This is a genomic window from Nocardia rosealba (assembly GCF_020216065.1).
Taxonomy (GTDB): Bacteria; Actinomycetota; Actinomycetes; order Mycobacteriales; family Mycobacteriaceae; genus Nocardia; species Nocardia rosealba.
Map to the genome: position 1 here is coordinate 321129 of NZ_JAIWNA010000001.1, position 24617 is coordinate 345745.

The window sequence follows — 24617 nt, forward strand, 5'->3', positions numbered from 1 at the left end:
ACTCTGTGGACGTATGGGGACAACCGTCGAATCCGCACAACTGGCTGCCGGCTCCGACGAGGACCGATTGGTGGTTACCGACGGTGCGGTGATCGTCCTCGATGGTGCTACGGCTCACGATCCGGCGATGCCATCCGCAGGTGCGTACGTCGACTTTCTCGCCGCGGATCTCGCGCGGACGATCGGTGAATCATCGTCGCTGGCTGACATTCTCGCGCGGTCGATCGCGAGGGCTGTGGACGTGCTCGGTATCGAGCCGGGGGCTGCGCCGTCGAGCACTGTTGCCCTCGTCCGGATCGAACCCGACGTGGTCGATGTGCTGGTGCTGGGTGATTCGTCGGTGATCGTCGGGCTCCGCACCGGTGCGGTGGACGTGCACACCGACGATCGGCTGCCGCGATTGCAACTGCCCGAGGCAGACCTGTTCCGCCGCTTTCTGGCCGACGGACAGGGCTACAGCGGGCGCCACCAGAAGGTTTTGCAGGAGCTTCAGGTCGCCGAACGGGCGCGACGCAACCGCCCGGACGGTTACTGGATTGCCGAAGCCGATCCCCGCGCGGCCGAACACGCTCTGCGCGTTCGATATCCGCGCGATCAGGTCGAGTGGATCGTCGCCGCCACCGACGGTGCCTTCGACCTCGTTCCCACGCTCGGGGTGAGCTGGCCCGAAGTCGCGAACATGTCCACGCGGCAGCTCGAACATCTGCTCCGTGATGTGCACATCTGGGAGGCCGAAGTCGACCCGGACGGCCAGGCGCTCCCGCGGGCCAAACGCCACGATGACAAGGCCGTGGCCGTCGTGCGCATCGCTGACCGAACCGAGTCCTAGATTCATCATTTTCTGAATACAGATTCTGATGTACTGTCGCTGCGTGGATACCTTGATTCGTCGCGACGCGCTGGCACGCTTCGGGCACGCGCTCTCCGATGCCACGCGCACGCAGATCTTGCTGAGCCTGCGTGAAGCGCCGGCGTACCCCTCGGACCTCGCCGAACGTATCGGGGTGTCGCGTCAGATCCTGTCCAATCACCTGGCCTGCCTGCGCGGGTGTGGGCTCGTGGTCGCGGTGCCGGAGGGGCGGCGTTCGCGTTACGAGCTGGCCGATGCGCGCATCGGGCGGGCTCTGGACGACCTGACCGGGCTGGTGCTGGCCGTGGATCCGGCCTGCTGCCCGGACTCGGCTACGCAAGAGTGCTGCTGATGTCATCCTCGGTGTCCGAGGCTTCGACGCAGCGTCGGGCCTTGCTGGCTCGCCGGATCCGCTGGTTCGTCGCGGCCACCATCACCTACAACATCATCGAAGCGATCATCGCCTTGACCGAGGGTGCTCGCGCTTCGTCAGCCGCGCTGATCGGGTTCGGTCTGGACTCGATCATCGAGGTGTCCTCGGCTGCCGCCGTCGCATGGCAGTTCGCAGGCCGCGACCCGGAGAAGCGAGAGAAGGTCGCGCTACGGATCATCGCGTTCTCGTTCTTCGCCCTGGCTCTCTATGTCACCGTCGACTCGATCCGAGGGCTGCTCGGAGTCGGCGAAGCCCGACCTTCCCCGATCGGGATCACCCTGGCGGCGGTGAGCCTGGCGGTGATGCCGGTGCTGTCATGGGCTCAGCGCCGCGCCGGTCGCGAGCTCGGATCAGCTTCTGCGGTGGCCGATTCCAAGCAGACCCTGCTGTGCACCTATCTCTCGGCGGTGCTGCTGGTCGGGCTGTTGCTCAACAGCTTGTTCGGGTGGTCGTGGGCCGATCCGATCGCCGGCCTGCTCATCGCCGCAATCGCGGTCAAGGAAGGCCTTGATGCGTGGAGAGGCGACACCTGCTGTCCAACACCTGTTGTCATGAGTACGAGCGATCACGACTGCGCTTGCTGCGACTGATCCGCGCATTCCGCCCATACAGATGGGACCACGGAAGCGGGGTCTCGTGGTTGCGCTGATGCCCCAATAGCCTGCTCGACATGACAGTTCGAAACTCGGCGCGGTAAGGAATCTCGATGAAACGATCTTTCGCGGTGGCTACGGTGGTCGGCGCCCTGATGCTGGCACCGATCGGCTCCGCCCAAGCTGCCACTCAGCCCGTTGCACCCGTTGCCGCGTGCGTCGAGTTCCCGATCGGTGCGCCGGGTGGATGCGACTTCATCCAGAACATCCTGCAATTGCTGAGCCTCGGCTCGTCCACACTGAGCGCAGGCCCGACAGCATCCTGAATCGACTCTCGCCGCCGCAGGGATCTCGCCGCCGGTCCATTCCGGATCCCTGTCTGTTCCGGGACGCCCGCAGTGGATGATGTGTAGAAATGTCGACGCTGATCCTTTCACCCCGCTATTCGGAGGACTCGCGCGTCATGCGGGCCGCCGCCATTCGCGCAGGGTGGAATGTCGTCCGGCTGACGAATTGGCGCGTTCCCGACGATACGGCCGCGACAGCCATCTACGGCGAGACGATGTTCGCCGAGGTGATCGCCGCGCAACTGGGCATCACCTTGCTCGACGACTGGCTGCCGAATCTGCCGAAGTCCCTACTGCAGCGAAAGATCCAGATCTCCACCCTTGGTGAAGCTCGGCGCCATACCGACCCGGTATTCGTCAAGCCCGCAGACGGCCGCAAAGGATTCGCTGGCGCGGTATATCGCAACGGGATCGGTCTGCCCTCACCGCAAGCGTGCCCTGACGACACACTGGTACTTATGGCCGAGCCCGTCGAATGGCGCTCGGAATTCCGTTGCTTCGTCAAAGACGGTGCGGTACTGACGATGTCGCCCTACCTCCGCAACGGTGACCCCGCCCGCGCCGAGGATGGCAGCTGGCCGACCACGCCATCGGAAGTGGCCGCGGTCCAGGCGCTTATCGAAAAGTTGGCCGCCGAAGTACCCGTTCCGCCATCGATCGTCATCGATGTCGGTCTGATCGAGGGACGTGGTTGGGCAATCGTCGAAGCCAACTGCGCTTTCGGTGCCGGGGTATACGGCTGCGATCCGCACAAGGTCCTCGCGGTTCTCGAAAGAGGTTGCGTGCCCACAGTCGAACTGACCGCGAGCGACGCGTCGTGGGCCAGACCTGCCGCTCAGCTCGAGTGACCGATGTATGACGGCACCACGTCCTGAGGCATCTATGGCTCGAATGTCGCGGATTTCATCGCGGCGATGGAGGCCGAGGCACTGGCCCTCGCGGAGATATGACGACGCAGGCCCACGGAAGTAGGGGCGTTTCACTTTCGCTGATCGGCGTTACCGTCTGCGGTATCTACCGGTGGTTAGAGAGGTTGAAGAAATGCGTCGTGTGAGTGTGATTGCTGCTGTTGCGATTTCGTTGGGGGTCGGGCTGGCCGGTACTGCGACAGCTTCACCCGCCACAACCCCGAGCCCAGTGGCCACCGATTCGGGATCGGCCGGCCCGCTGACAGCCTCCGCGGACCCGGATTCGGGCTCGGCGGCCCTCCCCGGCGTGCTGCTGCGATGCCTGTCCACGGGCACAAGCCTCCTCATGGGAATGCCGACCTGCGCCTGACATTCAGGCAAGGGCCCTGAACGTTTCCGATGCCTCGGTGACGAGCCGTTGTCGGGCTGTGCTGGCACCATGTCGTCCGTGGTGACGATCGAGTGGGACGCCGCCCGTGAATGCCAACAAGCGGCGGCCACTTCGGAGGACAGGGATGGGACGTGATCGGCGGTCGAATGACCCTCGCCGCGCAACGCCCACCGAGTTGCAGCTGATCCGGGGTGCCCACCGCTGGGCGCTGGCGATTCACCACGATGGTGTTGGTGGGCCCGTGTGCGGATCAGTGGGCGAGCCGCTGGATTGCGTGCCGGAGCGCGCGCAAGCGGCCGCCGTCGCATCGGCTGAATTCTTCACGCGCCGCCGTCTGGCAGTCGAATGGCTGGGCACCGGCGCGAACTCGTGGTTGGGCACTGTCACCGACAGTGAGCCCGGCCTGACCTGAGCTCTGCTATGAAGCACCTTGTGCCGCAACAGAGTTGACGTCGATCACGAGGCAGGTCATGCTGTCCGGTTCGGTTCGACAGGAGCCGATGATCGACTGGAGGATCCCTGTGGGGAAGCAGATTTCGATGGTGTTGGCCGCTGCGGCGATGGTGGTCGCGGGTGCCGGGGTGGCGGCGGCCGAACCCGGGGAGGACGGGCGGTACTACGGGGTCGTCACGATGGATCGGGCCGATTCGTCGCATCTGATCTCGGCGGTGAACTACCCGAGCTGGGAGGCTGCCGAGGAATCCGCACGGGAACTGTGCCACCGGCCGAACTGCGAAGTCGTCGCCCGATTCGTCGACGAATGCGTGTCGTTGGCGAGGAACATGGTGAATGCGGGCGGGCCCGCGCGCGACGGTGACTTCCGCGCCCGGGTCGCCCCGACGGCCGAGGAGGCCGAAGCGGCGGCGATCGCCGCTGCCGCGAAGATCGGGCCCGGTCCGGTGATGGTGATGAAGACGGTCTGCAGCGGCGTGTAGCGCCGCGATCAGGACGCGGGAACGAGGGTGTTCTGGCGGGCCGACACCCACCACCGCCCGTTCTCCTTGACCAGCACGTACAGGGCGACCATGGCCGGGTGTGTGTCGATCAGTGTGCCGTCGGCGGTGGTGGCCCTGGCCTTCTTGTGAGCGATAGCGACATCGGGGCGCAGGAAGGTGATGTCGGTGACGTCGTACCGGACGTACTCGTCGGCGAGAAACCCCGCCAAGCCCCGCCGATTGGCCTCGAGCAGCGCATCCCGCCCACGCAGCACCATGCCGGCCGCATTACCCACAACCGCGTTCTCCGCGAACGGAGCCGTCATCAACTCGGCATCGTTGGTGTTGTACGCGGTCTGGGTATCGGCGACGATCCGACGGATAGCGGCGATATCGGCGGTGTGATCCACGGTGTCGTCCTCGACCACCGGTGGTTGCATCGTGTTCATAGCCCTGGACGCTATTTGCTCAACTTCGGTTGAGGTCAAGCGTGGCGGCCCGGAGACACCTGTGCCCGGGTGCTCGGGTGAGCATCCGGGCAGTTGGCGGCGAGATCAGCAGTAGTAGCAGATCTTGTTGGCCGGGAGTTCGACGTGGCAGTTCAGGCAGACCGGTTTGCGGACCGGTTCGGGCTTGGGGGTGGTGACGCTGGGGCGGGAGGTGGCGGTGCGCTTGGCTTCGGCGGCTTCCGCGGCCTCGGTGGTGGCCAGGTCCTGGGAGGTGCGCTGGCGGATGGCGGCGACCTTCGGAGGGAGGGTGGGGAGGCCGCCGTCGGCGGGGAGGTCGGTGGCGTAGTGCTGGTAGCACTGCCAGCGGGCGGCGGCCGCGTGCATCTCGAGGTCGTCGGGGATGGGCAGGCCCGCGAGTTCGAGGATGTAGCGGTAGCCGGTGCCGACGGTCTGGTTGCGGCGCACACACAGCGCGCTCAGCGGCGGCTCGTTGTTGTTGTGACAGTATTCGGCGACCCGGTCGAGCACGACCGGCAGCCAGTGCTGCCACTTCACCTGGGTGCGGATACCGGACTCTTCCTGCACCAACTCGGCCAGCTCGGTATTGACGATGAAGTTGTTGAAGCGCGACGCGGTGGCGGCGAGCACGTCGTGTGCCGCGCGCGTCCACGCCGACCGCGCCTCGGTGAACGTCACGGCGCTGCCGTCGGCCGCGCGCCAAGTGGTCGGGATGGAAGCCTGCTGCACATCGATCACCGGAATACGTTATCTACCCAGCTGTTTCGTGCGCAATGGGGGGTATGTGGGTCAGCTCACGCCTCGGGACCGAGATCGTCGCGAGGTTGCTTGCCGAGCCGCCACAGGAATTCCGGGTCGTCGTCCGGACCGAGGATCGGCCTGCGTGCGGCCGGGCCGGGATTCGGGCTCGGGCGTTCGGGGCCGAACGCCTTCCAGCACAGCACCGCGATGGCCACGATCGCGATGAGTGCCAACAGGTACGTCACGTCGCTCACCTCCTGCTATCGAGGGTAGCCGTGTCCGCACCGTGTGCACATCGGCAACGGAAGGGAAATTCCCGGCAAACGCGAGCCGAACCGGCTCGCGCCGCCGGTGAGGTCAGCGGGGGGCTGCCTCGGTGGTGAGCGATTTGAGCAGCTGCAGAACCTCGGACTCGCGGAATCGGCGGTGTCCGCCCGGCGTGCGCAGCGAACCGAGCCTGCCCGCATGGGCCCACCGAGTAACGGTCTTCGGGTCTACGTGGAACATTGCGGCCACTTGGCCTGGTGTCAGCAGAGTGTCCTGGCCGCCGACGGTGATCGCAGTCATAGCTAACCTCTCCGTTCTCGACAGTTCCCTCATCAGATGGCGCCATCGTCGCACTGCGACCCCCACGTAGTCGAACCACCTACAGTTGGTAAAGGGGAAGTAATAGACAAATGCCGCGAACGGGGCCGCGCGCGCCGGGGTTACCCTGTCAAGGTGAGTGAAGCAACTGGTCAGCAAGGTTCTGCGGGGAAGCGGCTGGCCCGCAACCTTGCCCTCTACACGCTGGCCCGGCTCGGGCTTGTCGTGGTGATCGCCGCGTTGATCGTCGGCGTCGCCAAGCTCATCGGGGTCGAGGTGCCGATCATCGTAGCGGCTCTGTTCGCGCTGATCGTCGCGATGCCGCTCTCGCTGACCCTGTTCAAGAAACTGCGCATGAAGGTGAACGAGGACATCGCCGTCGTCGACGAGCGCCGCCGCCAGGACAAGGCGCAGCTGCGGGCTCGTCTGCGGGGTGACGACGACGCGTGAAGTACCTCGACCGCAGTGCACCGCGTGACTGGGTCGACAACGCCGTGCGGCTGATCGACGCCGACGCCCAGCGTTCCGCCGACACCCACCTGTTGCGCTACCCGCTGCCCGCCGACTGGCCGGTGCAGCTATATCTCAAGGACGAATCCACCCACATCACGGGCAGTCTCAAGCACCGCCTGGCCAGATCGCTGTTCCTGTACGCGATCTGCAACGGCTGGGTCACCGAGGGGACGACGGTGGTCGAGGCGTCGTCAGGGTCGACGGCGGTGAGCGAGGCGTATTTCGCCAAGCTGCTCGGGCTCGATTTCGTGGCGGTGATGCCGGCGAGTACGTCGCCGCAGAAAATCGCGCTGATCGAAGCCCAGGGTGGCCGTTGCCATTTCGTCGAGCGGCCGCCGGAGATGTACTCCGAGGCCAAGCGGTTGGCCGCCGAATCGGGCGGGCACTTCATGGACCAGTTCACCCACGCCGAACGGGCGACGGACTGGCGCGGCAACAACAACATCGCCGAATCCATCTTCCAGCAGCTGGCTTTGGAACAGCACCCGATCCCGGAGTGGATCGTGGTCGGCGCCGGAACCGGTGGCACGAGCGCGACGATCGGTCGCTACATCCGCTACCGCAGGCACCCCACGCGCCTGGCCGTGGTCGACCCCGAGAACTCCGCGTTCTACGGCGGTTACGAGACCGGCGATGCCGGGTACGAGACCGGAATGCCTTCGCGTATCGAGGGAATCGGCCGCCCACGGGTTGAGCCGTCGTTCATCGGTCAGGTCGTCGACCGCATGATCGTGGTGCCCGACGCGGCCTCGATCGCGGCCACCCGGCACGCGAGCACCGCCCTCGGCCGACGTGTCGGTGGTTCGACGGGGACCAATCTGTGGGGCGCGTTCCACCTGGTCGCCGAACTGCTCGCGGCTGGACGTAGCGGCAGTGTCGTCACCCTGCTGTGCGACGGCGGCGACCGCTACGCGGGCACCTACTTCGACGATGCCTGGGTCGAGAGTCAGCGCCTCGACCTGACCGGACCGAGCGCCGTCCTCGCCGAATTCGCCGCGACGGGTCGCTGGACCGGCTGATTTCCCACCCCGAACCTTGACAGTGGATGGCAGGTTTCACTGTCAGGATCGTTGTTCATGACGACCACCTATTACACGGCTTCCAGTCTCGACGGCTACATCGCCGACCCCGACAATTCGCTGGATTGGCTGATGGCGGTAGCCGATGCCGATCCGGCCACCGGGGATGTCGGCGTTTTCCTGGAAGGCGTCGGCGCCATGTGTCTCGGGTCGACCACCTACGAGTGGATGGTGAACAACAACCCGCCCGAGACCTGGCACGACGAGTACGGCGACCTGGCGACCTGGGTGTTCACCCACCGGGAACTGCCCCGGCTGCCCGGTGCGAACGTGCGTTTCGTCGCCGGCGAGGTGGGTCCGGTCCACGAGCAGATGACCGCGGCGGCCGCGGGTCGTGACATCTGGGTGATGGGTGGCGGCGACCTCGCCGGACAGTTCGCCGATGCGGGGCTGCTCGACGAGGTGATCGTCGGCGTCGCACCGGTGACTCTAGGTGGCGGCGCGCCCGTGCTCCCGCGCCGCATTCTGGCCGACCGGATGCGGCTGGTGGGAGTGGAGCACCTGGGCCAGTTCGCCAAGCTCGTCTACCACCTGACCTGATCTCGCTGTCAATTTTTGTTGACAACTCCCGGAATGTCAATCAAAATTGACAGCATGACCGATGCAACCACGCTCGCCGCCGCGGCGGGCAATCCCGATCCCTCGGTCGGTCTGCGCGCGGTGCTCGCCCTGCGCAGACTGGCCGACCGGCTCGAAACCATCCAGGTGGCCAATGCCCGCGCCAACGGTTGGTCGTGGCAGGCGATTGCCGACGCGCTCGAGGTGAGCAAGCAAGCGGTGCATCAGAAACACAACCGGAAGGGTGGCACCCGCTGATGTTCGAGAAATTCACCAAAGGCGCCAAGGTGGCCGTTGTCCTGGCGCAGGAAGAAGCCAAGGAACTGGGCGCCCAGCGAATCGGACCCGAACACGTCCTGCTCGGCGTGCTGACCAACGCCGAGCCGCCGCTGCGCGCGGTTCTCGACGCCGACGGCATCACCGCCGAGGGTGTGCGCTCCACGCTCGCCGCACGGGCGAACGAAACCCCGCTCGGTGCTGACGACGCCGAGGCGTTGCGCTCCATCGGCATCGACCTCGACGCGGTGCGAGCCAGCGTCATCGAGAACTTCGGCCCGCAGGCGTGGGATCAGGCCGAACCCGAACCCAAGCGGGGGATCTTCGGCCGCGTGAAGGGCACCAACTGGGGCCATTTCCCGTTCTCGGCGCCCGCCAAGAAGTCGCTCGAGCTCGCCCTGCGCGAAGCACTGCGCCGCAAGGACCGTGAGATCGGCACCGCCCACCTACTGCTCGGCATTCTCCGCAGCGTCGATCCGGCGCAGGCCGATCTGCTCGGTGGCAGCGACGGCATCGCGACGTTGCGTGAGGACATTCACCGGATGCTCGACCGCGCCGCCTGAACTTGCCGCGCCGGACACACCGCGATGTCCGATTTCGGGCCTAGCATGGGTCTATGCAGCTAGCCATACGGTTGGTCATCAACGCCATAGCCATCTGGGCCGCGGCGGCGTGGATCGACAAGATCACTATTTCCGTGCCGCCGGAATGGTCCGATGAGTGGGGCAACTGGGGCAAGGCCCTGGTCATCCTCATCGTCGCGATCGTGTTCACCGCCGTGAACGCCGTCATCAAGCCGATCGTGAAACTTCTGTCCCTGCCGTTCGTGATCCTCACGCTCGGCCTGTTCCTGCTGGTGGTGAACGCGGCCATGCTGTGGCTCACCGCCAAGATCACCGAACTCACCGACTACGGCCTGCGGGTCGACGGCTTCTGGGCAGCGGTGCTCGGCGGTGTCATCATCACGCTGGTGAACTGGGTGCTCGGCATCATCGTGCCCGACGGCGACTAGCCGAAACCGACGGCCAGCGCGCTCAGCGCCGACCAGGCCAGCAGCGCCAGCCCGGAATCGCGCAGGGCGGGAATCAGTTCCAGCCCGCCCTTGCCCGTACGCACCGGGGCGTTGGCCCGGACTGCCAGCGGAATCGCGAGCAGTCCGGCCAGCGCCAGCGGCGTGCGGGCGATCAGCGCGAGACTGATGACGAACGGCACGGCCAGCAGCACCAGGTGCAGGGTGCGGGTGCGCGCGTCACCGAGTTTCACGGCGAGGGTGACCTTCCCGGACTCGGTGTCGGTGGGAATGTCACGCAGGTTGTTGGCGACCAGCACGGCACTGGAGAACGCGCCGACCCCGATCGCGAGCAACAGACCCACCCAGTCGACCCGCTCCGCCTGCACGAACTGGGTGCCCAGTACGGCGATCAGCCCGAAGAACACGAACACCGCGATCTCACCGAAACCGCTGTAGCCGTAGGGCTTGCTCCCACCGGTGTAGAACCAGGCACCGGCCAGGCACAGCGCGCCGAGAAGTACCAGCCACCAGGCGGTGGTCGCGGCGAGCACGAGCCCGGCGACGGCCCCCACGGCGAGGCTCACCACGGCGGCGGTGCGAACAGCGCTGGGAGAGGCCAGTTTCGACCCGACCAGTCGCAGCGGCCCAACCCGCTCGTCGTCGGTGCCGCGGATTCCGTCGGAGTAGTCGTTGGCGTAGTTCACCCCGACGATCAGGGCGAGCGAAACGAGCAGGGCCAGTAGTGCTTTCCACCAGACGGCGCCGTCGATCGAGGCGGCGGCACCGGTGCCCGCCAGGACCGGGGCGATCGCGTTGGGCAGCGTCCGCGGCCGGGCGCCTTCGATCCATTCCGCAGCTGTAGCCATGAATCGAAGCCTAGTCGCGTGTTCAGGACCCGGCTGATTCGGCGACCGTCTTCAATCGGGCCAGGCCCTTGTCGAAGTCCTTGCCGATCATGTTGTCGATCGGGAACACCTTGCCGAGCACACCCATCAGGCCCGAGTGGGTACCGGTCATCCGCCAGGTCACCTGGGTACCGCCGGGTACCGGATCGAGGGTGAAGGTGACCGTATTGGTTGCCTTGAACGGTTTCTCGAATTCCAGTTGCACGCCGACCTCGCGCTCGGCATCGGCTTTGATCTCCATCAGCCCGGCACCGGCCTTGCGGTTGCCGCGCCACGCGTACCGCGCGCCGACACCGGATTCGGGACCGCTGTAGGTGCGGGCCAGCTGCGGGTCGGAATCCTCCCAGGGCGACCACAGCCGCCACTGCCGGAAGTCGTTGATGAAACCACGGATGCGTGCCGGCTCGGCGGCGATGGTCGCGCGCCTGCTCACCTCGAAGTCGCCCATGCGAGTGAGCCTAGAACCCGGCACCGACAAATTCGCGGCATGCGGGCCGGTGTCATCGCGGCTGGTCGGCACCCACCCGTCGGCCGCAACGACTATCCGGCCAGCAGGCGTGCCCGCACGGCCGCGCGATCGGGCTTACCGGGCCCACGCAGCGGAATCTCCTCGAGCACCACGAGTTCCCTCGGCGCCGCGATCGAGTCGAGCTCGGCCACGACGTGCGACCGGATCTCCTCCAGCGTGGGGGCGGCGCCTGCGTTCGGCACGATCGCCACGGCCACCCGCTGACCGAGCCGTTCGTCGGGCAACCCGAGCACGATGCATTCCCGGATCCCCGGATGAGTGGCCAGCACGGCCTCCACCACCTGCGGAATCACCAGCAGGCCACCGGTCATGATGGCCTCGTCGAGACGCCCGCTGATCGAGAGCTTGCCGTCTTCGAACGAACCCGCGTCCTCGGTGCGGAACCAGCCGGGTTCGGCGAAAGCGGGGTGATCGGGCAGATTGCGGTACCCGCGCGCGACCATCGCGCCGCCGAGCACCACCCGGCCGTCCTCGATGCGTACGCGGGTGCCGTCGAGCGGTACGCCGTCGTACACGCAGCCGCCGCACGTCTCGCTCATGCCGTAGGTGCGCACCACATTGATCCCGGCGTCGCGGGCCCGTTCGTACACCGGTGGCGGGGTGGCCGCCCCGCCGACCAGCACGGCGTCGAGCTCGCTGAGCGCCTTGGCCGCGATCGGCGAGTCAAGCGACTTGATGAGCTGGGTCGGGACGAGCGCGGTGTAGCGGCGCGGCCCGCGCATCGCACCGACCGCCCCGGCCAGCGCCTCCGGCAGGAATCCGCCCGATACGTCGAGCACGGTCGGCTCGGTGCCCGCGAGGATGCTGCGCAACAGCACCTGGATGCCCGCGATGTGATGGGTCGGCAGGGCAAGTAGCCAGCTGCCGGGTCCGCCGAGGCGCGCGTGGGTGGCGTTTCCGCTGGCCCGCAGTGCCTCGGCGCCGAGCAGCGCGCCCTTGGGGATGCCGGTGGTGCCCGAGGTCGTCACGACGAGCGCGACGTCGTCGTCGATCGGGTCGCCCGGCTTGAGCGCGTCGGAGAGTCGGCGTGCCTCGCGACGGTCGGTCGTCGGGATCGGCAGCCATGCCGGTCCGCTGCCGTCGAGGGCTTGCCGCAGATGGGGAAGTACTTCGCCGACACCGGAACCGGTGGGCATCTGCAGCGTCCGAAGGGTTCTGCTCACGCCACCACCTCCGGATACAGCAAGCTGTGCGACCTCACGACTTCGATCGTGTCATGCGTGCGACAAGACCCGGCCAACGGGTCGGTTTGCTCTGCGGGAAAAAGCCAGGCATAGCGTCTGCGATTCAGTAGATGGACAGAACTCGCTGCGCGGTCCGGACGTCGGCGGTCGGGCGCTTGCTCCCAGTCATCGTGCTCGGGCACGCGCGCATCGGCAAATCGGGCGACCCGGCTCACTCCGGCGACCAGCGCTGGTCGCGCCGGATGGGATGTTCGGCGGGCACCTCGACCAGCACGATCGGCACGCCGTCGGGGTCGGCCACCCACATCTCCCACAGCCCCCACGGCTCGAGCACGGGTTCACGGACGATGGGAATTCCCTTCAGCGCCAGCTCCGCCGCCGCGTCGGACACGTCGCGCACCTGCAACCACAGCGCGCCGTCGAAGGTGCCCGGCTTTCCGCTGCCACCGTGCGCGGCGACCTCCACCAGCGACTGCCCGGCGAAGAACACCGTGCCGCCCGGGTACTCCCTGGCGATCGCGAGACCGAGCCCGTCGCGGTAGAACGCGAGGGTGGCCGCATAGTCGCTGGGCCGCACGATGATCCGGCTGTTGAGAATTTCCATCGCCCGTCCGTTCTCAGAAGTACCAGGGGTAGGGCGTCCAGTCGGGATCGCGCTTCTCCAGGAAGGCGTCGCGCCCTTCCACCGCTTCGTCGGTCATGTACGCCAGCCTGGTCGCCTCACCGGCGAACAGCTGCTGACCGACCAGACCATCATCGAGCAGGTTGAAGGCGTACTTCAGCATGCGCTGGGCCTGCGGCGATTTGCCGTTGATGTCGGCGGTCCACTCCAGCGCCACGTTCTCGAGCTCGTCGTGGTCGACGACCTTGTTCACCGCGCCCATCTGATGCATCTCCTCGGCCGTGTACGGCCTGCCGAGGAAGAAGATCTCGCGCGCGAATTTCTGGCCGACCATCTTCGCCAGATACGCGCTGCCGTAACCACCGTCGAACGAACCGACATCGGCGTCGGTCTGCTTGAACCGCGCGTGCTCGCGCGAGGCCAGCGTCAGGTCGCACACCACGTGCAGGCTGTGCCCACCGCCGGCCGCCCAGCCGTTCACCAGGGCGATTACCACCTTGGGCATGAACCGGATCAGCCGCTGCACCTCGAGGATGTGCAACCGGCCGGCACGCGCCTTGTCGACGGTGTCGGCGGTCTCGCCCTCGGCGTACTGGTAGCCGCTGCGGCCGCGGATGCGCTGGTCACCGCCGGAACAGAACGCCCAGCCACCGTCTTTCGGGCTCGGCCCGTTGCCGGTGAGCAGCACCGCACCCACGTCCGGCGACATGCGCGCGTGGTCGAGCGCGCGATACAGCTCGTCGACGGTGTGCGGGCGGAAGGCGTTGCGCACCTCGGGCCGGTCGAAGGCCACGCGCACGGTGCCCTGTTCGACGTGCCGGTGATAGGTGATGTCGGTCAGGTCTTCGAACCCGGGGACGGGCCGCCACAGCTTCGGATCGAAAGTCACGACACCGATTATTGCCTTACCGTGTGGGGCGAGCCTACGAGGCGGTAACACCGCAGGTCGAGCGGTCGCGCGATCCTCGCGCGCGCGGGTGCGTATAGTTGCGCCTGCTCGTTCATCGAACCGATCCGGAGGAACCTGAAAGTGGTTGCAGCACTGTCTGAATCCCTGCTCGACGACGCCAAGCGTCCGGCTTTCCTTGCTGACGCCGTCGAGGTTCTCGACGCCGAGGTCTCGGACAAAGGTGGTGCGTCCGGCCTGGCCGTGAAGGGTGGATACGCGGCGGTCAAGAAGATCAGCCCCACCATCGTTCCCGACGCGCTGGCCTCGCTGGCGCCGAAGCTGCTCGACCAGCTCCAGCCGTACTGGGCCGAATTCACCGCCTCGGGCACCGGCACCTTCGCCGATCTGCTGAGCGCCAAGTCCGACGAGGTCGCCGAGTCGCTGCTGGCCGTCACCGACGCCCGCGCCGAGGCGTCGACCCGTCCCGCGCTGCAGAAGGTGTACTCCTCGATGCGCGGTTCGGCCAAGAAGCACGTCATCGAGGCGCTGCCGCGCGTCGGCGATCTGGTGCAGAAGCACGCGGGCTGAGTTTCCCGCACACACCGCGAAGGCCGGTGTGGTTCGTACGCGAACCACACCGGCCTTTCGCATGTCCTGTGACCACTGTCACCCCGAAGGATTCGCCGGATCCGTCCGCTACGGCCACGCCCGGTCGCGGGTAAATTCCGCCGCCGCGACTGTGAGCGAGATAACCGCGCCGGTAAACGGCGGGAAAATTGCGGGTTGCCGTGAATTATGGAGCGCGCGAGGATGCCGCGAACGATTGGCTACTGCCGACCGGAATCGATTACCGTGCCTCTCGAGCGGTTCGGAAAGAGGAATTGCTTGCTGCGGAAATCGCATCTTCCGCTGGGTACAGATGAAATGACTGCATTGCGCAGGTCGAAAGGAAGTCCGGTCACATGATCTCTCGTAAGGCCCTCGCCGCCACCGGTGCCGCCGCTACCGCCGCCGTCATGTTCTTCGGTCCGGCCGCTATGGCGAACGCTGAGGACAGCGGCTCCGCCAGCGGTTCCGCCGAGCTGCTCGAGCTGTCCACCGGCTCGGCCGGCCTGCTCGAAGGCCCCGCCGCCGGCTCCAGCGTGCTCGAGTCGGGCAGTGGCGCCATCGACGGCCTCACCTCCGCCGTCCTCAACATCGTCGACGCCGTCACCGGCATCAAGGACCTCACCGCTCCCGCCGAGTGAGCTGATCCCACCGTCGGCCCTTGTGCCGAAACGAAATCCGGCGACCGGGCCACGGCCTCGTCGCCGGATTTCTTTGTCTTGACGACTTGTTTGCGAACCGATGTATCTCGAACAGATAAACATAGTAATAGCCATACCTTTCGAGTCATCGGCAGCTAATTGCCCGGAACCGCCGGGGAATTGGTCTCCGGCACCATGACGGTGCCGAAGGGCTCCGGCGGTGACGTATCCAACGTGGGCCGGAGGCAGACGCGCCCCGCCCCGTCTGACAGGCTGGTGATTGTGAATCCGTCAACTGCGCAGGCACGAGTGGTCGTCGACGAGTTCGTGCGCGGCGGCGTCCGCGAGGTGGTGCTGTGCCCCGGATCGCGCAACGCCCCGCTCGCCTTCGCCCTGCAGGCCGCCGACGCGGCCGGTCGGCTGCGGCTGCACATGCGCATCGACGAGCGCACCGCGGGATTCCTCGCGATCGGCCTGGCGGTGTCGTCGGGGCGGCCCGTCCCAGTGGTGATGACCTCCGGTACCGCCGTCGCCAACCTGGCCCCGGCCGTGCTCGAGGCGAACTATGCGCGGGTGCCGTTGATCGTGGTCAGCGCGAACCGGCCCTACGAGATGCTCGGCACCGGCGCCAACCAGACCGTCGAGCAGCTCGGCCTGTTCGGCAGCCAGGTGCGCGCGACCATCAGCCTCGGTCTTGCCGAAGGCGAGGCCGGTGAGGCGAGCTATCCGAGGCAGAACAGTGTGTGGCGCTCGGCCGTGTGCCGGGTGCTCGCCGCCGCGCGCGGTACCCGCTCCGGCAACGCGGGACCGGTGCAGTTCGACATCCCGCTGCGCGAGCCGCTGGTCCCCGAGCTGTCCGACGACGTGATTCCCGTCGGCCGCGAGGGCGACAAGCCGTGGACGGCCACCCAGTACGCGACGCTCGACGTGCCGCTCGACATCGACCTCACCCCCGACACCGTGGTCATCTCCGGCCACGGTGCCGGCCTGCGCCCCGAGCTCGCCGCGCTGCCGACGGTCGCCGAGCCGACCGCGCCCATGCACGGCCCGGCCCTGCATCCGCTCGCGCTGTCGCTGCTCGCGCCGAAACAGGCGATCATCACCGGTCGGCCCACGCTGCACCGGCAGGTGTCACGGGTGCTCGCCGATCCGAACGTCACCGTGTACGCGCTCACCACGGGGCCCCGCTGGCCCGATGTGTCCGGCAATGTCGTCGGCACCGGCACCCGCGCGGTCACCACCGGAACCCCGGATCCAGCTTGGCTGGCCCGCTGCTCCGACCTGAACAACCAGGCCGAAGCGGTGGTCCGCGCCGAGCTCGCGAGCCACCCCAAGGCCACCGGCCTGCACGTCGCCGCCGTGGTCATGGACGCGCTGCGTGAGGGTGATCAGCTGCTGCTCGGCGCGTCGAATCCGGTGCGCGACGCCGCGTTGGTGTCTAGCCCGCGCCAGGGCGTGCGGGTGCTGTCCAACCGTGGCGTCGCGGGCATCGACGGCACCGTCTCCGGCGCGGTGGGTGCCGCGCTGGCCCACCCCGGTCGCACGATCGCCCTCATGGGTGACCTGACATTTCTGCACGACGCATCCGGTCTGCTCATCGGCCGCGGCGAACCGCGCCCCGGCAACCTGACCATCGTGGTCGCCAACGACGACGGCGGCGGCATCTTCGAGCTGCTCGAACAGGGCGACCCGCAGTACGCGGGCGTGTTCGAGCGGGTGTTCGGCACACCGCACGGCATGGATCTGGCCGCGCTGTGCGCCGCCTACCGCATTCCGCATCGTGGCGTCGACCCCGCCGAACTCGCGGAGGAACTCGCCGCCGACGCGCACGGCATGCGTGTGCTCGAGGTGGCCACCGAACGGTCGAGCCTGCGCGAGCTGCACGCCGCCGTGCGCGCCAAGATCGCCGGCTAGAGCTCGTCCTCCTCGTCGACGAACGCGTCACCGTCGTCGAGCGGCACCTCGATGCTCTGCTCGATCACATCGGCCGGATTGGCCCGGTCGGCGTCCTGATCGACCCGGGCCGCCATCTCCTCGGTGTAATCGGCGCTGTCGACGAAGGCCGGGTCGTCGGGGACATCGTCGTGGAAGGCCGACTGCTCCTGTTCCACGCGATCGGCCTCGGGGACCTCGTCGAGCGGGCGGGCGGTGTCGTAGTCGATCATCGGTACTCCTCTGTCGTCGTCGTTGCCTCGGACGGGTGTCGCTGATCGGGTCGTGCGCTGTCCAGAGTGCGCCGTTCGCCGGTTCTCGGCAACCCGCACCGATGATTCCGGCACCGTCGGGTCGTCTCGTTCTGTATGGAGCCGCAATTCGATTTCGCCCCTGCCGCCCGTTCGCTGGCCACCGTCGTCGCCGGGATCACCGACGACGACTTCACCGCCCGCACCCCGTGCGTCGGCCTCGACGTTCGCGATCTGCTCCGCCATGTCGTCGAACTCACCGAAGCGTTCCGCCAGGCCGCGACCAAGGAGTCCGTCGGTCGGTCGACGCCACCCGGTGTGGTCGACGACGAGCTGGCCGCCGATTGGCGCACCAGGATTCCCACGCAGCTCGACGCGCTCGTGGAGGCATGGCGGGTGCCCGAGGCCTGGGACGGTGAGACCGAGGCCGGTGGGGTGGTGATGCCCGCTGCGGCGATGGCGGTGGTCGCGCTCGACGAACTCGTCGTCCACGGGTGGGATCTGGCGGTGTCGACCGGTCAGGTGCTCGAGGTCGACCCCGGTCATCTGGGGATTCTGCTCGAGTTCCTGGGGGAGACCGACCCGGAGGGGACGCCCGGGTTGTTCGGGCCGGTCGTCGCTGTCGCCGAGGACGCGCCCGCACTCGACCGGGTGTTGGGGCTCACCGGTCGTGATGCGGGATGGAAGACTCCGGCCTAGCGCTTCGGGGTGGAAGCCGCGGGCCCAGCGCTGCGGGGTGGAGCCGCTGGCCCGGGCGCTGTGGGGCCTGTGCTGCCCGACCTCGCGGGTCGAACGCGTCCTACGTCCGTTGGTCCGCGTAGGCCGCGTCGACGAAGGTGCCTGCGATTGTCGCCACGGTCGCGGCGCGCGCGGCCCGGTCGGCTGCCTCTCGATCGATCGGATCGCCGCTGGCCAGGAGGCGGTAGTAGAGCGGTGCGGAGACCGCTGACAGCACGGCGCGGGCATCCGTGCCCGCGGGGGCTTCGCCGCGAGCGACCGCGTCGTGGACGCAGGGCGCCCACTCGTCGAGGCGGGTGTCGTAGAAGGCGTGCAGCGCGTTCGCGGTGTCGGCGTCGACGGTAGCGGCGGCGATCACGGCCCGGAACAGGTTGCCTTGGCGTGGGTCGGTGAGGGTCTTGGCGACCAGGCGGGCGTTGGCTGTCAGGTCGTCGAGCAGGGCGCCGGTGTCGGTGCGAGGGAGAGATTGCTCGGCCATGTCGATCAGGAGGTCCGCGACCAGGCCCGCGGGTGTGCGCCAGCGCCGGTAGACGGTGGTCTTCCCGACGCCCGCCGTCGCCGCGACTTCGGTCAGATCGAGTCCGGCCAAGCCGCGTTCGGCGAGCAGATCGCCGGTCACCTGCAGGACGGCTTCACGGACCCGCGCGGTGCGCCCACCTGGGCGAACAGACCCGGGCCAAGCGATATCGTGCTGCATAACGGAACTCCTGTTTCATTTACGGCGAATCGGGTGTACTGTCCGAAGCGTTAACGAAACTATAGACCCTTTAGGAGTTCTCATGGAGTATCGGCGGCTCGGCGCTTCGGGTCTGCACGTTCCGGCCCTCGGTTTCGGGGCAGGCACCTTCGGCGGGCGTGGTCCCCTGTTCAGCGCGTGGGGCGATACCGACGCGGCCCAGGCCAGGCGGTTGATCGACGTCAGCCTCGAGGCCGGGGTCACCCTGTTCGACACGGCCGATGTCTATTCCGACGGTGCGTCCGAGGAGGTGCTCGGTGCCGCGATCAAGGGCAGGCGCGACAAGGTGCTGCTGTCCACCAAGTCGGCGCTACCCACCGGTCCCGGCGTCGACGACGCCGGTGCGGGCCGGGCCAGGCTCATCCGCGCGGTCGATGCGTCGCTACGCCGTCTCGGCACCGACTATCTCGACCTGTTCCAGCTGCACGCCTTCGACGCGGGCACACCCCTGCTCGAAACACTCTCGGCGCTGGGCGATCTCGTGCGGGCGGGCAAGATCCGCTATGTCGGTGTCTCCAACTTCGCCGGTTGGGAGCTGATGAAAACCCTGGCCACCGCCGAGGCGCACGGCCTACCGAAACCCGTTGCCCACCAGGTGTACTACTCGCTCATCGGGCGCGATTACGAGTGGGAGCTCATGCCGCTCGGCGCCGACCAGGGTGTCGGCGCGGTGGTGTGGAGCCCGCTCGGCTGGGGCCGGCTCACCGGGAAAGTCCGTCGTGGACAGCCACTTCCGGCGGGCAGCCGACTGCACGACACGGCACAGGCAGGCCCACCCGTCGATGACGAACACCTCTACGACATCGTCGACGTGCTCGACACTGTCGCCGCCGAGACCGGCCGCAGCGTCCCGCAGATCGCCCTGAACTGGCTGCTCACCCGGCCCACCGTCGCCACCGTCCTGATCGGCGCCCGCAACGAGGAACAGCTGCGGCAGAACCTCGGCGCCGTCGGCTGGCAACTCGATCCGGAACACCTGGCGGCCCTCGACGCGGCAAGTGCCACCACACCCCCGTACCCCTACTACCCGTACCACCGCTTACCGGACTTCGCCCGGCTCAACCCGCCCGTGGTCCGCGCGGCCTGATCAGTACACGTCGCGCACGTAGCGCTTCTCGGCGACCAGTTGCTTCTTGAAGGCCAGCGCGCCCGCCTCGTCGAGCTTGCCGTGGATCTGGGCGATCCGCAGCAAGGTGTCGTCGACATCCTTGGCCATGCGGGCGGCGTCGCCGCACACGTAGAAGTGGGCGCCCTCGCACAGCCACGACCACAACTCGGCACCGTGCTCGATCATTCTGTGCTGCACATAGATCCGCTCGCGCTGATCACGAGAGAAAGCCAGGTCGAGGCGGGTGAGGAAGCCCGAGCGGAACATGTCCTCCAGCTCGGTGCGGTAGTAGAAGTTGTGTGCCGCGTGCTGGTCGCCGAAGAACAACCAGTTGCGCCCGGTCGCGCCGACGGCCCGGCGTTCGTGCAGGAACCCACGGAAAGGAGCGATACCGGTACCGGGGCCGACCATGATCATCGGCACGGTCGGGTCGAGCGGTGGACGGAAATGCGGTGCCCGCTGGAGGAAAATCGGCACCTCGCCACCAGCTCGGTCGGCCAGGAAGGTCGAGCACACCCCGCCTCGGCGCACCGAATCACCGACGGGGTCGCCGTAGCGCAATACGCCTACCGTCAACTGCACCTCGTCCGGTGTGGTGAGCGGGCTGGACGAAATCGAATACTGGCGGGGCTGCAGCTTTTTCAGTGCACCGAGCCAGTCGACCAGGTCGGTCCGCACCGGGAAGTCCCGCAGCACGTCCACGGCTTGGCGGTCCCACAGGTAACTCGCCAGTTCGTTGCGGTTGTCCCGGCGTAGGAGTTTGGCCAGCTGCGGGTGCGGATTCCGTTCGGCGATGAACCCGAGCAGATCGTTGCTCGCCTTGGTGATGTCGTAATGCGTGCGCAGTGCGTCGGCGAGCGGCAGCTCCCGCCCGTCGACCTCCACCGCGCGTCGTCCGTCGAGGCCGGTGGTCTCGAGCCATTCCGCCACGAGGTCGTCACCGTTGGTCGGCAGCACGCCGAGGGAATCACCCACCTCGTAGGCGGCATCCAGGTTGTGGAGGTCGAAGCCGAAGCGCCGCACCTCTTTCGGTGATCCCGGCGCGCTGAGCACTTCGTTGCGCATGAGGGTGGCGAGTACGGGGGACTGACGGGTGAAGGGTGCGGCGGGTGCTCGCCGCGCAGGTGTTGTCTGCGGGCGATCGAGGACGGAGGCGCCGCCTCGACCACTGGGCCGGCTCGCGGCCTGCGCGGGATAGGTCTGCGGCGCGGACCCCTGCGCTGCGGAGTGCTGGGTCGTCGCCGTGAATCCAGGGGGCCACGTCCCTGTTGGTACAGGTCCGAATCCCGGCGTGGCGGGGGCCGTCGATCCGGGTACAGCGCCGCCGAAGTGACTGCCCGTGAGAGCTGAGGGGGAACCGACGAGTGGCGCTGCGGACGGGTAGGTGTCTGCGTGCGGGACGGAGGCGAACTGGGGCGTGCCTGCGGTTGAGGAGATGCCGGTCAGAGCAGATCCCGCTGGCCTGGTGCCGAATGGTGTGGGAGAGCCGGTCGGTGAACCGACTTCGGACGCCGAACCGGGGCCGGACGGCGGGGTGTGGTCCGGGGTGAGGACAGCGAGGACGTCGGTGAGCCACTGGTCGGCGGCGTCGTCGAAATCGGGTTCGCTGTCGACGCGGGGGAGCAGGCGGTGGGCGCCACGGGCGGCGAGGAGGGTGTCGAGGGTGCGGCCGTGGCCGCAGAAGTCGTCGTAGGAGGAGTCGCCGAGGGCGAAGACCGCGTAGCGGACTCGGGGGAGGCGGATGGCGGTGTCCTCGAGCCGGGCGAGGAAGTCGGCACCGTTGTCCGGCGGACCACCGTCACCGAAGGTGCTGGTGACGACGAGAACATCACCTTCCAGCGCGGTGGGCTCGCAGGAGTCCATGTCGAGCAGCTTGGGCGCGAAACCGCCATCGGCGAGCCGCGCCGCCACCGAGGCGGCCAGCTCTTCCGCGTTCCCGGTTTGCGAAGCCCACAACACCGTCACGGTTGTGGATAACGCACGACCCGCTCCTTGCTCGGCTCCGCCCGCCGAGACGCCTACGGCACCCGGTCGGTCGAGAACCGCATCGCCGGTGGGTCCGCCGTCGGCTACCGCACCGCCTGAGCTGAAGTCTCCGAAGGGAGGGTTACCGAACGGCTGGCCACCGACCGGCATTCCGGTGCCAGGACTGCCGGCGGATTCACCGGCAGTGCCGGCACCCCGGGAGTACATGCCGGCCAACATGCCGTCGATCCACAAGCGGGCCTGCGGTGACAGCGGGGCGGTCGCCGGCAGCACGGGCTGACCGGACACCGGAAGAGATTGCAGCGCAGCGAGGTACCCACCGAGATAGATGCGCTCGGCTTCGCTGAGCAACGGCGAGATCCCCGTATCGAGCCCGAGCATGACAGCCAACGGATGCGGACCACCGTGACCGGACCCCGGGATCGCCGGGCTCTCCGGGGCGAACCGAACCGCATGACCGGTGTCGGCTGACGGCTGACCAGCGTGCGCTGTCGGCGGCGCGGGTTGCCCGGCCGACATGGTGTGTTGGGCCCGCTGGCCAGTCTGTGGCGACCCCTGCTGCGTCGGAATGCCCGCCGACGCCTCGGGCGCCGGACCCACACGGCGCAGCGCCACCGCACAGGCCTTGAACTCCGGTTGCAGGGAGGTGGGGTCGACGGCGTCGTTGGTGACGGCGTTGATCGTCAGATATTCGCCCTGTTCGTCATTCCAGTGGAAAGGAGCGAAGCAGTCGCCGGGACGGACCCGGTCGCTGATGCGGACCGGGAGAACGGCTCGCCCACGGCGGGAGGCGATTTCGAGTTGGTCGCCAGGTTTCAGATCGAGGCGGGCGGCGTCGTCGGGGTGCACCTCGACGAACGGTTCCGGGTTGAGTTTGGTCAGTTTGGTGACCTTGCCGGTTTTGGTCATGGTGTGCCACTGATGTTGCAGCCGACCGGTATTGAGCAGGAAGGGGTAGTCGTCATCAGGGAGTTCAGCAGCGGGCAGGTGGGGGCGTGGGAAGAACACCGCGCGCCTGCTCGGCGTCGCGAAGGCCAGGGCGGGAGTGTGTCCGTCGGCTTCTACGTGCAGCGGCTGGTGGATGCCGTCGTTGCGGTAGCGGATCGGGTTGCGTGGGCTGTCGCTGTCGTTGCACGGCCACTGCATCGGGCCCTCACGCAAGCGGTCGTAACTCATACCACTCAGGTCGTAGCCGGTGGCGGGATTGGTGAACCGGCGCAACTCGTCGAAAACCTCGGCGCTGGAGGTGAAGTCGAAACCGGGGAAACCCATGGCGGTGGCCACCTGTGCGATGAGCAGCCAGTCGGGCCGGGCTTCACCGATCGGGTCGACGGATCGGCGCAGCAGGGTGACATTGCGTTCCGAATTCACCATCACCGCATCGCTTTCCGCCCACAGCGTGGCGGGCAGGAGCAGATCGGCATAGGAGTTGGTGGCCGTCTCGGTGTAGGCGTCCTGCACCACCACCAGTTCGGCCGCCTCGAGCCCGGCGATCACCGTCTTCCGGTTGGCAACGGTGGCAACGGGATTGGTGCAGATGATCCACGCCGCCTTGATCTCACCGTCGGCGAGACCGGCGAACATGTCGATGGTTCCCGGCCCCGCTTCGGTGCGCAGTGTGCCCTCGGGCAGGTCCCACGCGGTCTCGACGAAGGCGCGGTCGGCGGGGGAGAGCAGGCTGCGCTGGCCGGGCAGCCCCGGTCCCATGTAACCCATCTCGCGCCCGCCCATCGCGTTGGGTTGGCCGGTCAGCGAGAACGGGCCGCTGCCGGGTCGGCAGATCGCCCCGGTTGCCAGGTGCAGGTTGATCAGGGCATTGGTGTTCCAGGTGCCGTGCGTGGACTGGTTGAGCCCCATCGTCCACAGCGACATCCACTCGCCCGCCTCGGCGATCATGGCCGCCGCGGTCCTGATGTCGGCTTCGGCGAGCCCGGTGAGTTCGGCGACCCGTTCCGGCGGGTAGTCGGCGAGGAACTCGGGCATCGCCTCCCACCCCTCGGTGTGTTCGGCGATGAAGTCGGTGTCGATGGCGCCGTCGGCGACGAGCAGGTGCAACAGGCCGTTGAGCAGGGCGAGGTCGGTGCCCGGCGCGATCTGCAGGAACAGGTCGGCGCGGGCGGCCGTTTCGGTGCGGCGCGGGTCGACCACGATGAGCTTGGCGCCGGCTTTGAGCCGGTCGGCCATGCGAAGGAACAGGATCGGATGGCAGTCGGCCATGTTCGCGCCGGTGACGAAGAACAGGTCGGCGAGTTCGAAGTCGTCGTAGGAACCGGGGGGCCCGTCGGCGCCGAGCGACTGCTTGTAGCCGGTGCCGGCGCTGGCCATGCACAGCCGCGAGTTGGCTTCGATGTGTTTGGTGCGCAAGTACCCCTTGGCGAGTTTGGTCGCGAGGTATTGGGCTTCCAGCGACATCTGCCCGGACACGTAGAGCGCGATGGCGTCGGGCCCGTGTTCGTCGAGGATCGCGCGCAGCCGGTCGGCGGTTTCGCGCACCGCGTCGTCCACCGGCAGCGCGACAGGCGCCTGTCCACGTTCGGGACGGTGGTAGGCGGTGGTCATCCGGCCGGGCGCCGCCATCATCTCCGCGTGCGTCGCGCCCTTGGTGCAGAGCCGGCCCGCGTTCGCGGGGTGCAGTTTGTCCCCGCTCACCTTGGCGATCACGGGTGCCCCGGACTGGTCGATCGTGGTCCGGACGGAGATGCCGCAGCCGACGCCGCAGTACGAGCACTGCGTGCGCACAGAGTCGTCGCCGGTCATGCGCGTCCCCCTCGGCATGCTCGGGCGCCCTGCGTGGTGACGCGG

General features: G+C 67.7%; 30 protein-coding genes. 18 read left to right on the forward strand and 12 right to left on the reverse strand.

From position 1 onward, the window contains the following. The first annotated feature begins 13 nt into the window (after window positions 1-13). From LDL21_RS01535 to LDL21_RS01565, 7 genes are all read left to right on the forward strand, one after another. Window positions 14-829, forward strand: coding sequence for a protein phosphatase 2C domain-containing protein (locus tag LDL21_RS01535; protein ID WP_225278520.1), 816 nt, complete (start codon window positions 14-16; stop codon window positions 827-829). A gap of 28 nt (window positions 830-857) precedes the next feature. Then, window positions 858-1202: an ArsR/SmtB family transcription factor gene (locus tag LDL21_RS01540; protein WP_255674266.1), complete on the forward strand. Its 345-nt coding sequence runs from the start codon at window positions 858-860 to the stop codon at window positions 1200-1202. Continuing rightward, on the forward strand, window positions 1202-1873 hold the full coding sequence (locus tag LDL21_RS01545) for a cation efflux transmembrane domain-containing protein (RefSeq protein ID WP_225278521.1): 672 nt from the start codon (window positions 1202-1204) through the stop codon (window positions 1871-1873). The genes LDL21_RS01540 and LDL21_RS01545 overlap by 1 nt, the downstream gene beginning before the upstream one ends. Before the next feature lie 116 nt (window positions 1874-1989). Then, window positions 1990-2202, forward strand: a complete 213-nt coding sequence (locus LDL21_RS01550) for a hypothetical protein (RefSeq protein ID WP_225278522.1) — start codon at window positions 1990-1992, stop codon at window positions 2200-2202. Between the two features lie 89 nt (window positions 2203-2291). Further along, the gene (locus LDL21_RS01555) at window positions 2292-3071 is read left to right on the forward strand and encodes an ATP-grasp domain-containing protein (protein WP_225278523.1); all 780 of its coding nucleotides are present in this window, start codon (window positions 2292-2294) and stop codon (window positions 3069-3071) included. 704 nt (window positions 3072-3775) lie between these two features. After that, window positions 3776-3934 (forward strand): hypothetical protein, encoded by a 159-nt coding sequence (locus LDL21_RS01560; protein ID WP_225278524.1) that lies wholly within the window; start codon window positions 3776-3778, stop codon window positions 3932-3934. A 109-nt stretch (window positions 3935-4043) separates the two neighbouring features. Then, the gene (locus LDL21_RS01565) at window positions 4044-4457 is read left to right on the forward strand and encodes a DUF4189 domain-containing protein (RefSeq protein WP_225278525.1); all 414 of its coding nucleotides are present in this window, start codon (window positions 4044-4046) and stop codon (window positions 4455-4457) included. An 8-nt stretch (window positions 4458-4465) separates the two neighbouring features. On the opposite strand, the gene LDL21_RS01570 is transcribed toward LDL21_RS01565, so the two are convergent. The 4 genes from LDL21_RS01570 to LDL21_RS01585 all read right to left on the reverse strand — a co-directional run bounded on the left by LDL21_RS01570 (window position 4466) and on the right by LDL21_RS01585 (window position 6232). Next, the gene (locus LDL21_RS01570) at window positions 4466-4906 is read right to left on the reverse strand and encodes an SgcJ/EcaC family oxidoreductase (protein WP_225278526.1); all 441 of its coding nucleotides are present in this window, start codon (window positions 4904-4906) and stop codon (window positions 4466-4468) included. A gap of 105 nt (window positions 4907-5011) precedes the next feature. Beyond that, complete coding sequence (locus tag LDL21_RS01575) at window positions 5012-5662, reverse strand: hypothetical protein (protein ID WP_225278527.1); 651 nt, start codon at window positions 5660-5662, stop codon at window positions 5012-5014. A 56-nt stretch (window positions 5663-5718) separates the two neighbouring features. Beyond that, complete coding sequence (locus LDL21_RS01580; RefSeq protein ID WP_225278528.1) at window positions 5719-5910, reverse strand: hypothetical protein; 192 nt, start codon at window positions 5908-5910, stop codon at window positions 5719-5721. 112 nt (window positions 5911-6022) lie between these two features. Beyond that, the gene (locus tag LDL21_RS01585) at window positions 6023-6232 is read right to left on the reverse strand and encodes a BldC family transcriptional regulator (RefSeq protein ID WP_019049435.1); all 210 of its coding nucleotides are present in this window, start codon (window positions 6230-6232) and stop codon (window positions 6023-6025) included. 153 nt (window positions 6233-6385) lie between these two features. On the opposite strand from LDL21_RS01585, the gene LDL21_RS01590 reads away from it, so the two are divergent. Genes LDL21_RS01590 through LDL21_RS01615 form a run of 6 tightly spaced genes read left to right on the forward strand, consistent with a single transcriptional unit; the run spans window position 6386 to window position 9688 of the window. Further along, window positions 6386-6700, forward strand: coding sequence for a DUF4229 domain-containing protein (locus tag LDL21_RS01590; RefSeq protein ID WP_067641892.1), 315 nt, complete (start codon window positions 6386-6388; stop codon window positions 6698-6700). Next, window positions 6697-7782 (forward strand): L-cysteine desulfhydrase Cds1, encoded by a 1086-nt coding sequence (gene cds1 / locus LDL21_RS01595; RefSeq protein ID WP_225278529.1) that lies wholly within the window; start codon window positions 6697-6699, stop codon window positions 7780-7782. The genes LDL21_RS01590 and cds1 overlap by 4 nt, the downstream gene beginning before the upstream one ends. 57 nt (window positions 7783-7839) lie before the next feature. Further along, a complete protein-coding gene (locus LDL21_RS01600; RefSeq protein WP_225278530.1) occupies window positions 7840-8382 on the forward strand; it encodes a dihydrofolate reductase family protein in 543 nt (180 codons plus the stop codon). 54 nt (window positions 8383-8436) lie between these two features. Continuing rightward, window positions 8437-8658, forward strand: coding sequence for a hypothetical protein (locus LDL21_RS01605; protein WP_067484990.1), 222 nt, complete (start codon window positions 8437-8439; stop codon window positions 8656-8658). Further along, on the forward strand, window positions 8658-9239 hold the full coding sequence (locus tag LDL21_RS01610; RefSeq protein ID WP_225278531.1) for a Clp protease N-terminal domain-containing protein: 582 nt from the start codon (window positions 8658-8660) through the stop codon (window positions 9237-9239). Before LDL21_RS01605 ends, LDL21_RS01610 begins: the two co-directional genes overlap by 1 nt. Before the next feature lie 53 nt (window positions 9240-9292). Then, window positions 9293-9688 carry a phage holin family protein gene (locus LDL21_RS01615; protein ID WP_225278532.1) on the forward strand — a complete coding sequence of 132 codons (396 nt, stop codon included), beginning with the start codon at window positions 9293-9295 and terminating at the stop codon, window positions 9686-9688. Here LDL21_RS01615 and LDL21_RS01620 read toward each other — a convergent pair. The 5 genes from LDL21_RS01620 to LDL21_RS01640 form a co-directional block, all read right to left on the reverse strand. Then, window positions 9685-10554, reverse strand: coding sequence for a 1,4-dihydroxy-2-naphthoate polyprenyltransferase (locus LDL21_RS01620; RefSeq protein ID WP_225278533.1), 870 nt, complete (start codon window positions 10552-10554; stop codon window positions 9685-9687). The two genes, LDL21_RS01615 and LDL21_RS01620, sit on opposite strands and share 4 nt — an antisense overlap. Window positions 10555-10576: 22 nt before the next feature. Next, on the reverse strand, window positions 10577-11041 hold the full coding sequence (locus tag LDL21_RS01625) for an SRPBCC family protein (protein WP_225278534.1): 465 nt from the start codon (window positions 11039-11041) through the stop codon (window positions 10577-10579). Between the two features lie 92 nt (window positions 11042-11133). Next, window positions 11134-12258, reverse strand: a complete 1125-nt coding sequence (gene menE / locus LDL21_RS01630; protein ID WP_225279205.1) for an o-succinylbenzoate--CoA ligase — start codon at window positions 12256-12258, stop codon at window positions 11134-11136. Between the two features lie 259 nt (window positions 12259-12517). After that, window positions 12518-12910: a VOC family protein gene (locus LDL21_RS01635; protein WP_225278535.1), complete on the reverse strand. Its 393-nt coding sequence runs from the start codon at window positions 12908-12910 to the stop codon at window positions 12518-12520. 13 nt (window positions 12911-12923) lie between these two features. After that, window positions 12924-13817 (reverse strand): 1,4-dihydroxy-2-naphthoyl-CoA synthase, encoded by an 894-nt coding sequence (locus LDL21_RS01640; protein ID WP_225278536.1) that lies wholly within the window; start codon window positions 13815-13817, stop codon window positions 12924-12926. A 141-nt stretch (window positions 13818-13958) separates the two neighbouring features. On the opposite strand from LDL21_RS01640, the gene LDL21_RS01645 reads away from it, so the two are divergent. The 3 genes from LDL21_RS01645 (at window position 13959) to menD (ending at window position 16978) form a co-directional block, all read left to right on the forward strand. Further along, complete coding sequence (locus tag LDL21_RS01645; protein ID WP_067485009.1) at window positions 13959-14405, forward strand: DUF6918 family protein; 447 nt, start codon at window positions 13959-13961, stop codon at window positions 14403-14405. A gap of 374 nt (window positions 14406-14779) precedes the next feature. Next, window positions 14780-15064, forward strand: coding sequence for a hypothetical protein (locus LDL21_RS01650; protein WP_067485012.1), 285 nt, complete (start codon window positions 14780-14782; stop codon window positions 15062-15064). A 282-nt stretch (window positions 15065-15346) separates the two neighbouring features. Then, complete coding sequence (gene menD, locus LDL21_RS01655; protein WP_225278537.1) at window positions 15347-16978, forward strand: 2-succinyl-5-enolpyruvyl-6-hydroxy-3-cyclohexene-1-carboxylic-acid synthase; 1632 nt, start codon at window positions 15347-15349, stop codon at window positions 16976-16978. On the opposite strand, the gene LDL21_RS01660 is transcribed toward menD, so the two are convergent. Then, the gene (locus LDL21_RS01660; protein WP_225278538.1) at window positions 16975-17229 is read right to left on the reverse strand and encodes an Rv3202a family protein; all 255 of its coding nucleotides are present in this window, start codon (window positions 17227-17229) and stop codon (window positions 16975-16977) included. The two genes, menD and LDL21_RS01660, sit on opposite strands and share 4 nt — an antisense overlap. Window positions 17230-17364: 135 nt before the next feature. On the opposite strand from LDL21_RS01660, the gene LDL21_RS01665 reads away from it, so the two are divergent. Next, window positions 17365-17946, forward strand: coding sequence for a TIGR03086 family metal-binding protein (locus tag LDL21_RS01665; RefSeq protein WP_225278539.1), 582 nt, complete (start codon window positions 17365-17367; stop codon window positions 17944-17946). A gap of 100 nt (window positions 17947-18046) precedes the next feature. On the opposite strand, the gene LDL21_RS01670 is transcribed toward LDL21_RS01665, so the two are convergent. Further along, window positions 18047-18682 (reverse strand): TetR/AcrR family transcriptional regulator, encoded by a 636-nt coding sequence (locus tag LDL21_RS01670; protein WP_225278540.1) that lies wholly within the window; start codon window positions 18680-18682, stop codon window positions 18047-18049. 82 nt (window positions 18683-18764) lie between these two features. Here LDL21_RS01670 and LDL21_RS01675 point away from each other — a divergent pair, with 82 nt between their 5' ends. Then, the gene (locus LDL21_RS01675; protein WP_225278541.1) at window positions 18765-19808 is read left to right on the forward strand and encodes an aldo/keto reductase; all 1044 of its coding nucleotides are present in this window, start codon (window positions 18765-18767) and stop codon (window positions 19806-19808) included. On the opposite strand, the gene LDL21_RS01680 is transcribed toward LDL21_RS01675, so the two are convergent. Next, window positions 19809-24572, reverse strand: coding sequence for a bifunctional nitrate reductase/sulfite reductase flavoprotein subunit alpha (locus tag LDL21_RS01680; RefSeq protein WP_225278542.1), 4764 nt, complete (start codon window positions 24570-24572; stop codon window positions 19809-19811). Between the last annotated feature and the right edge of the window lie 45 nt (window positions 24573-24617).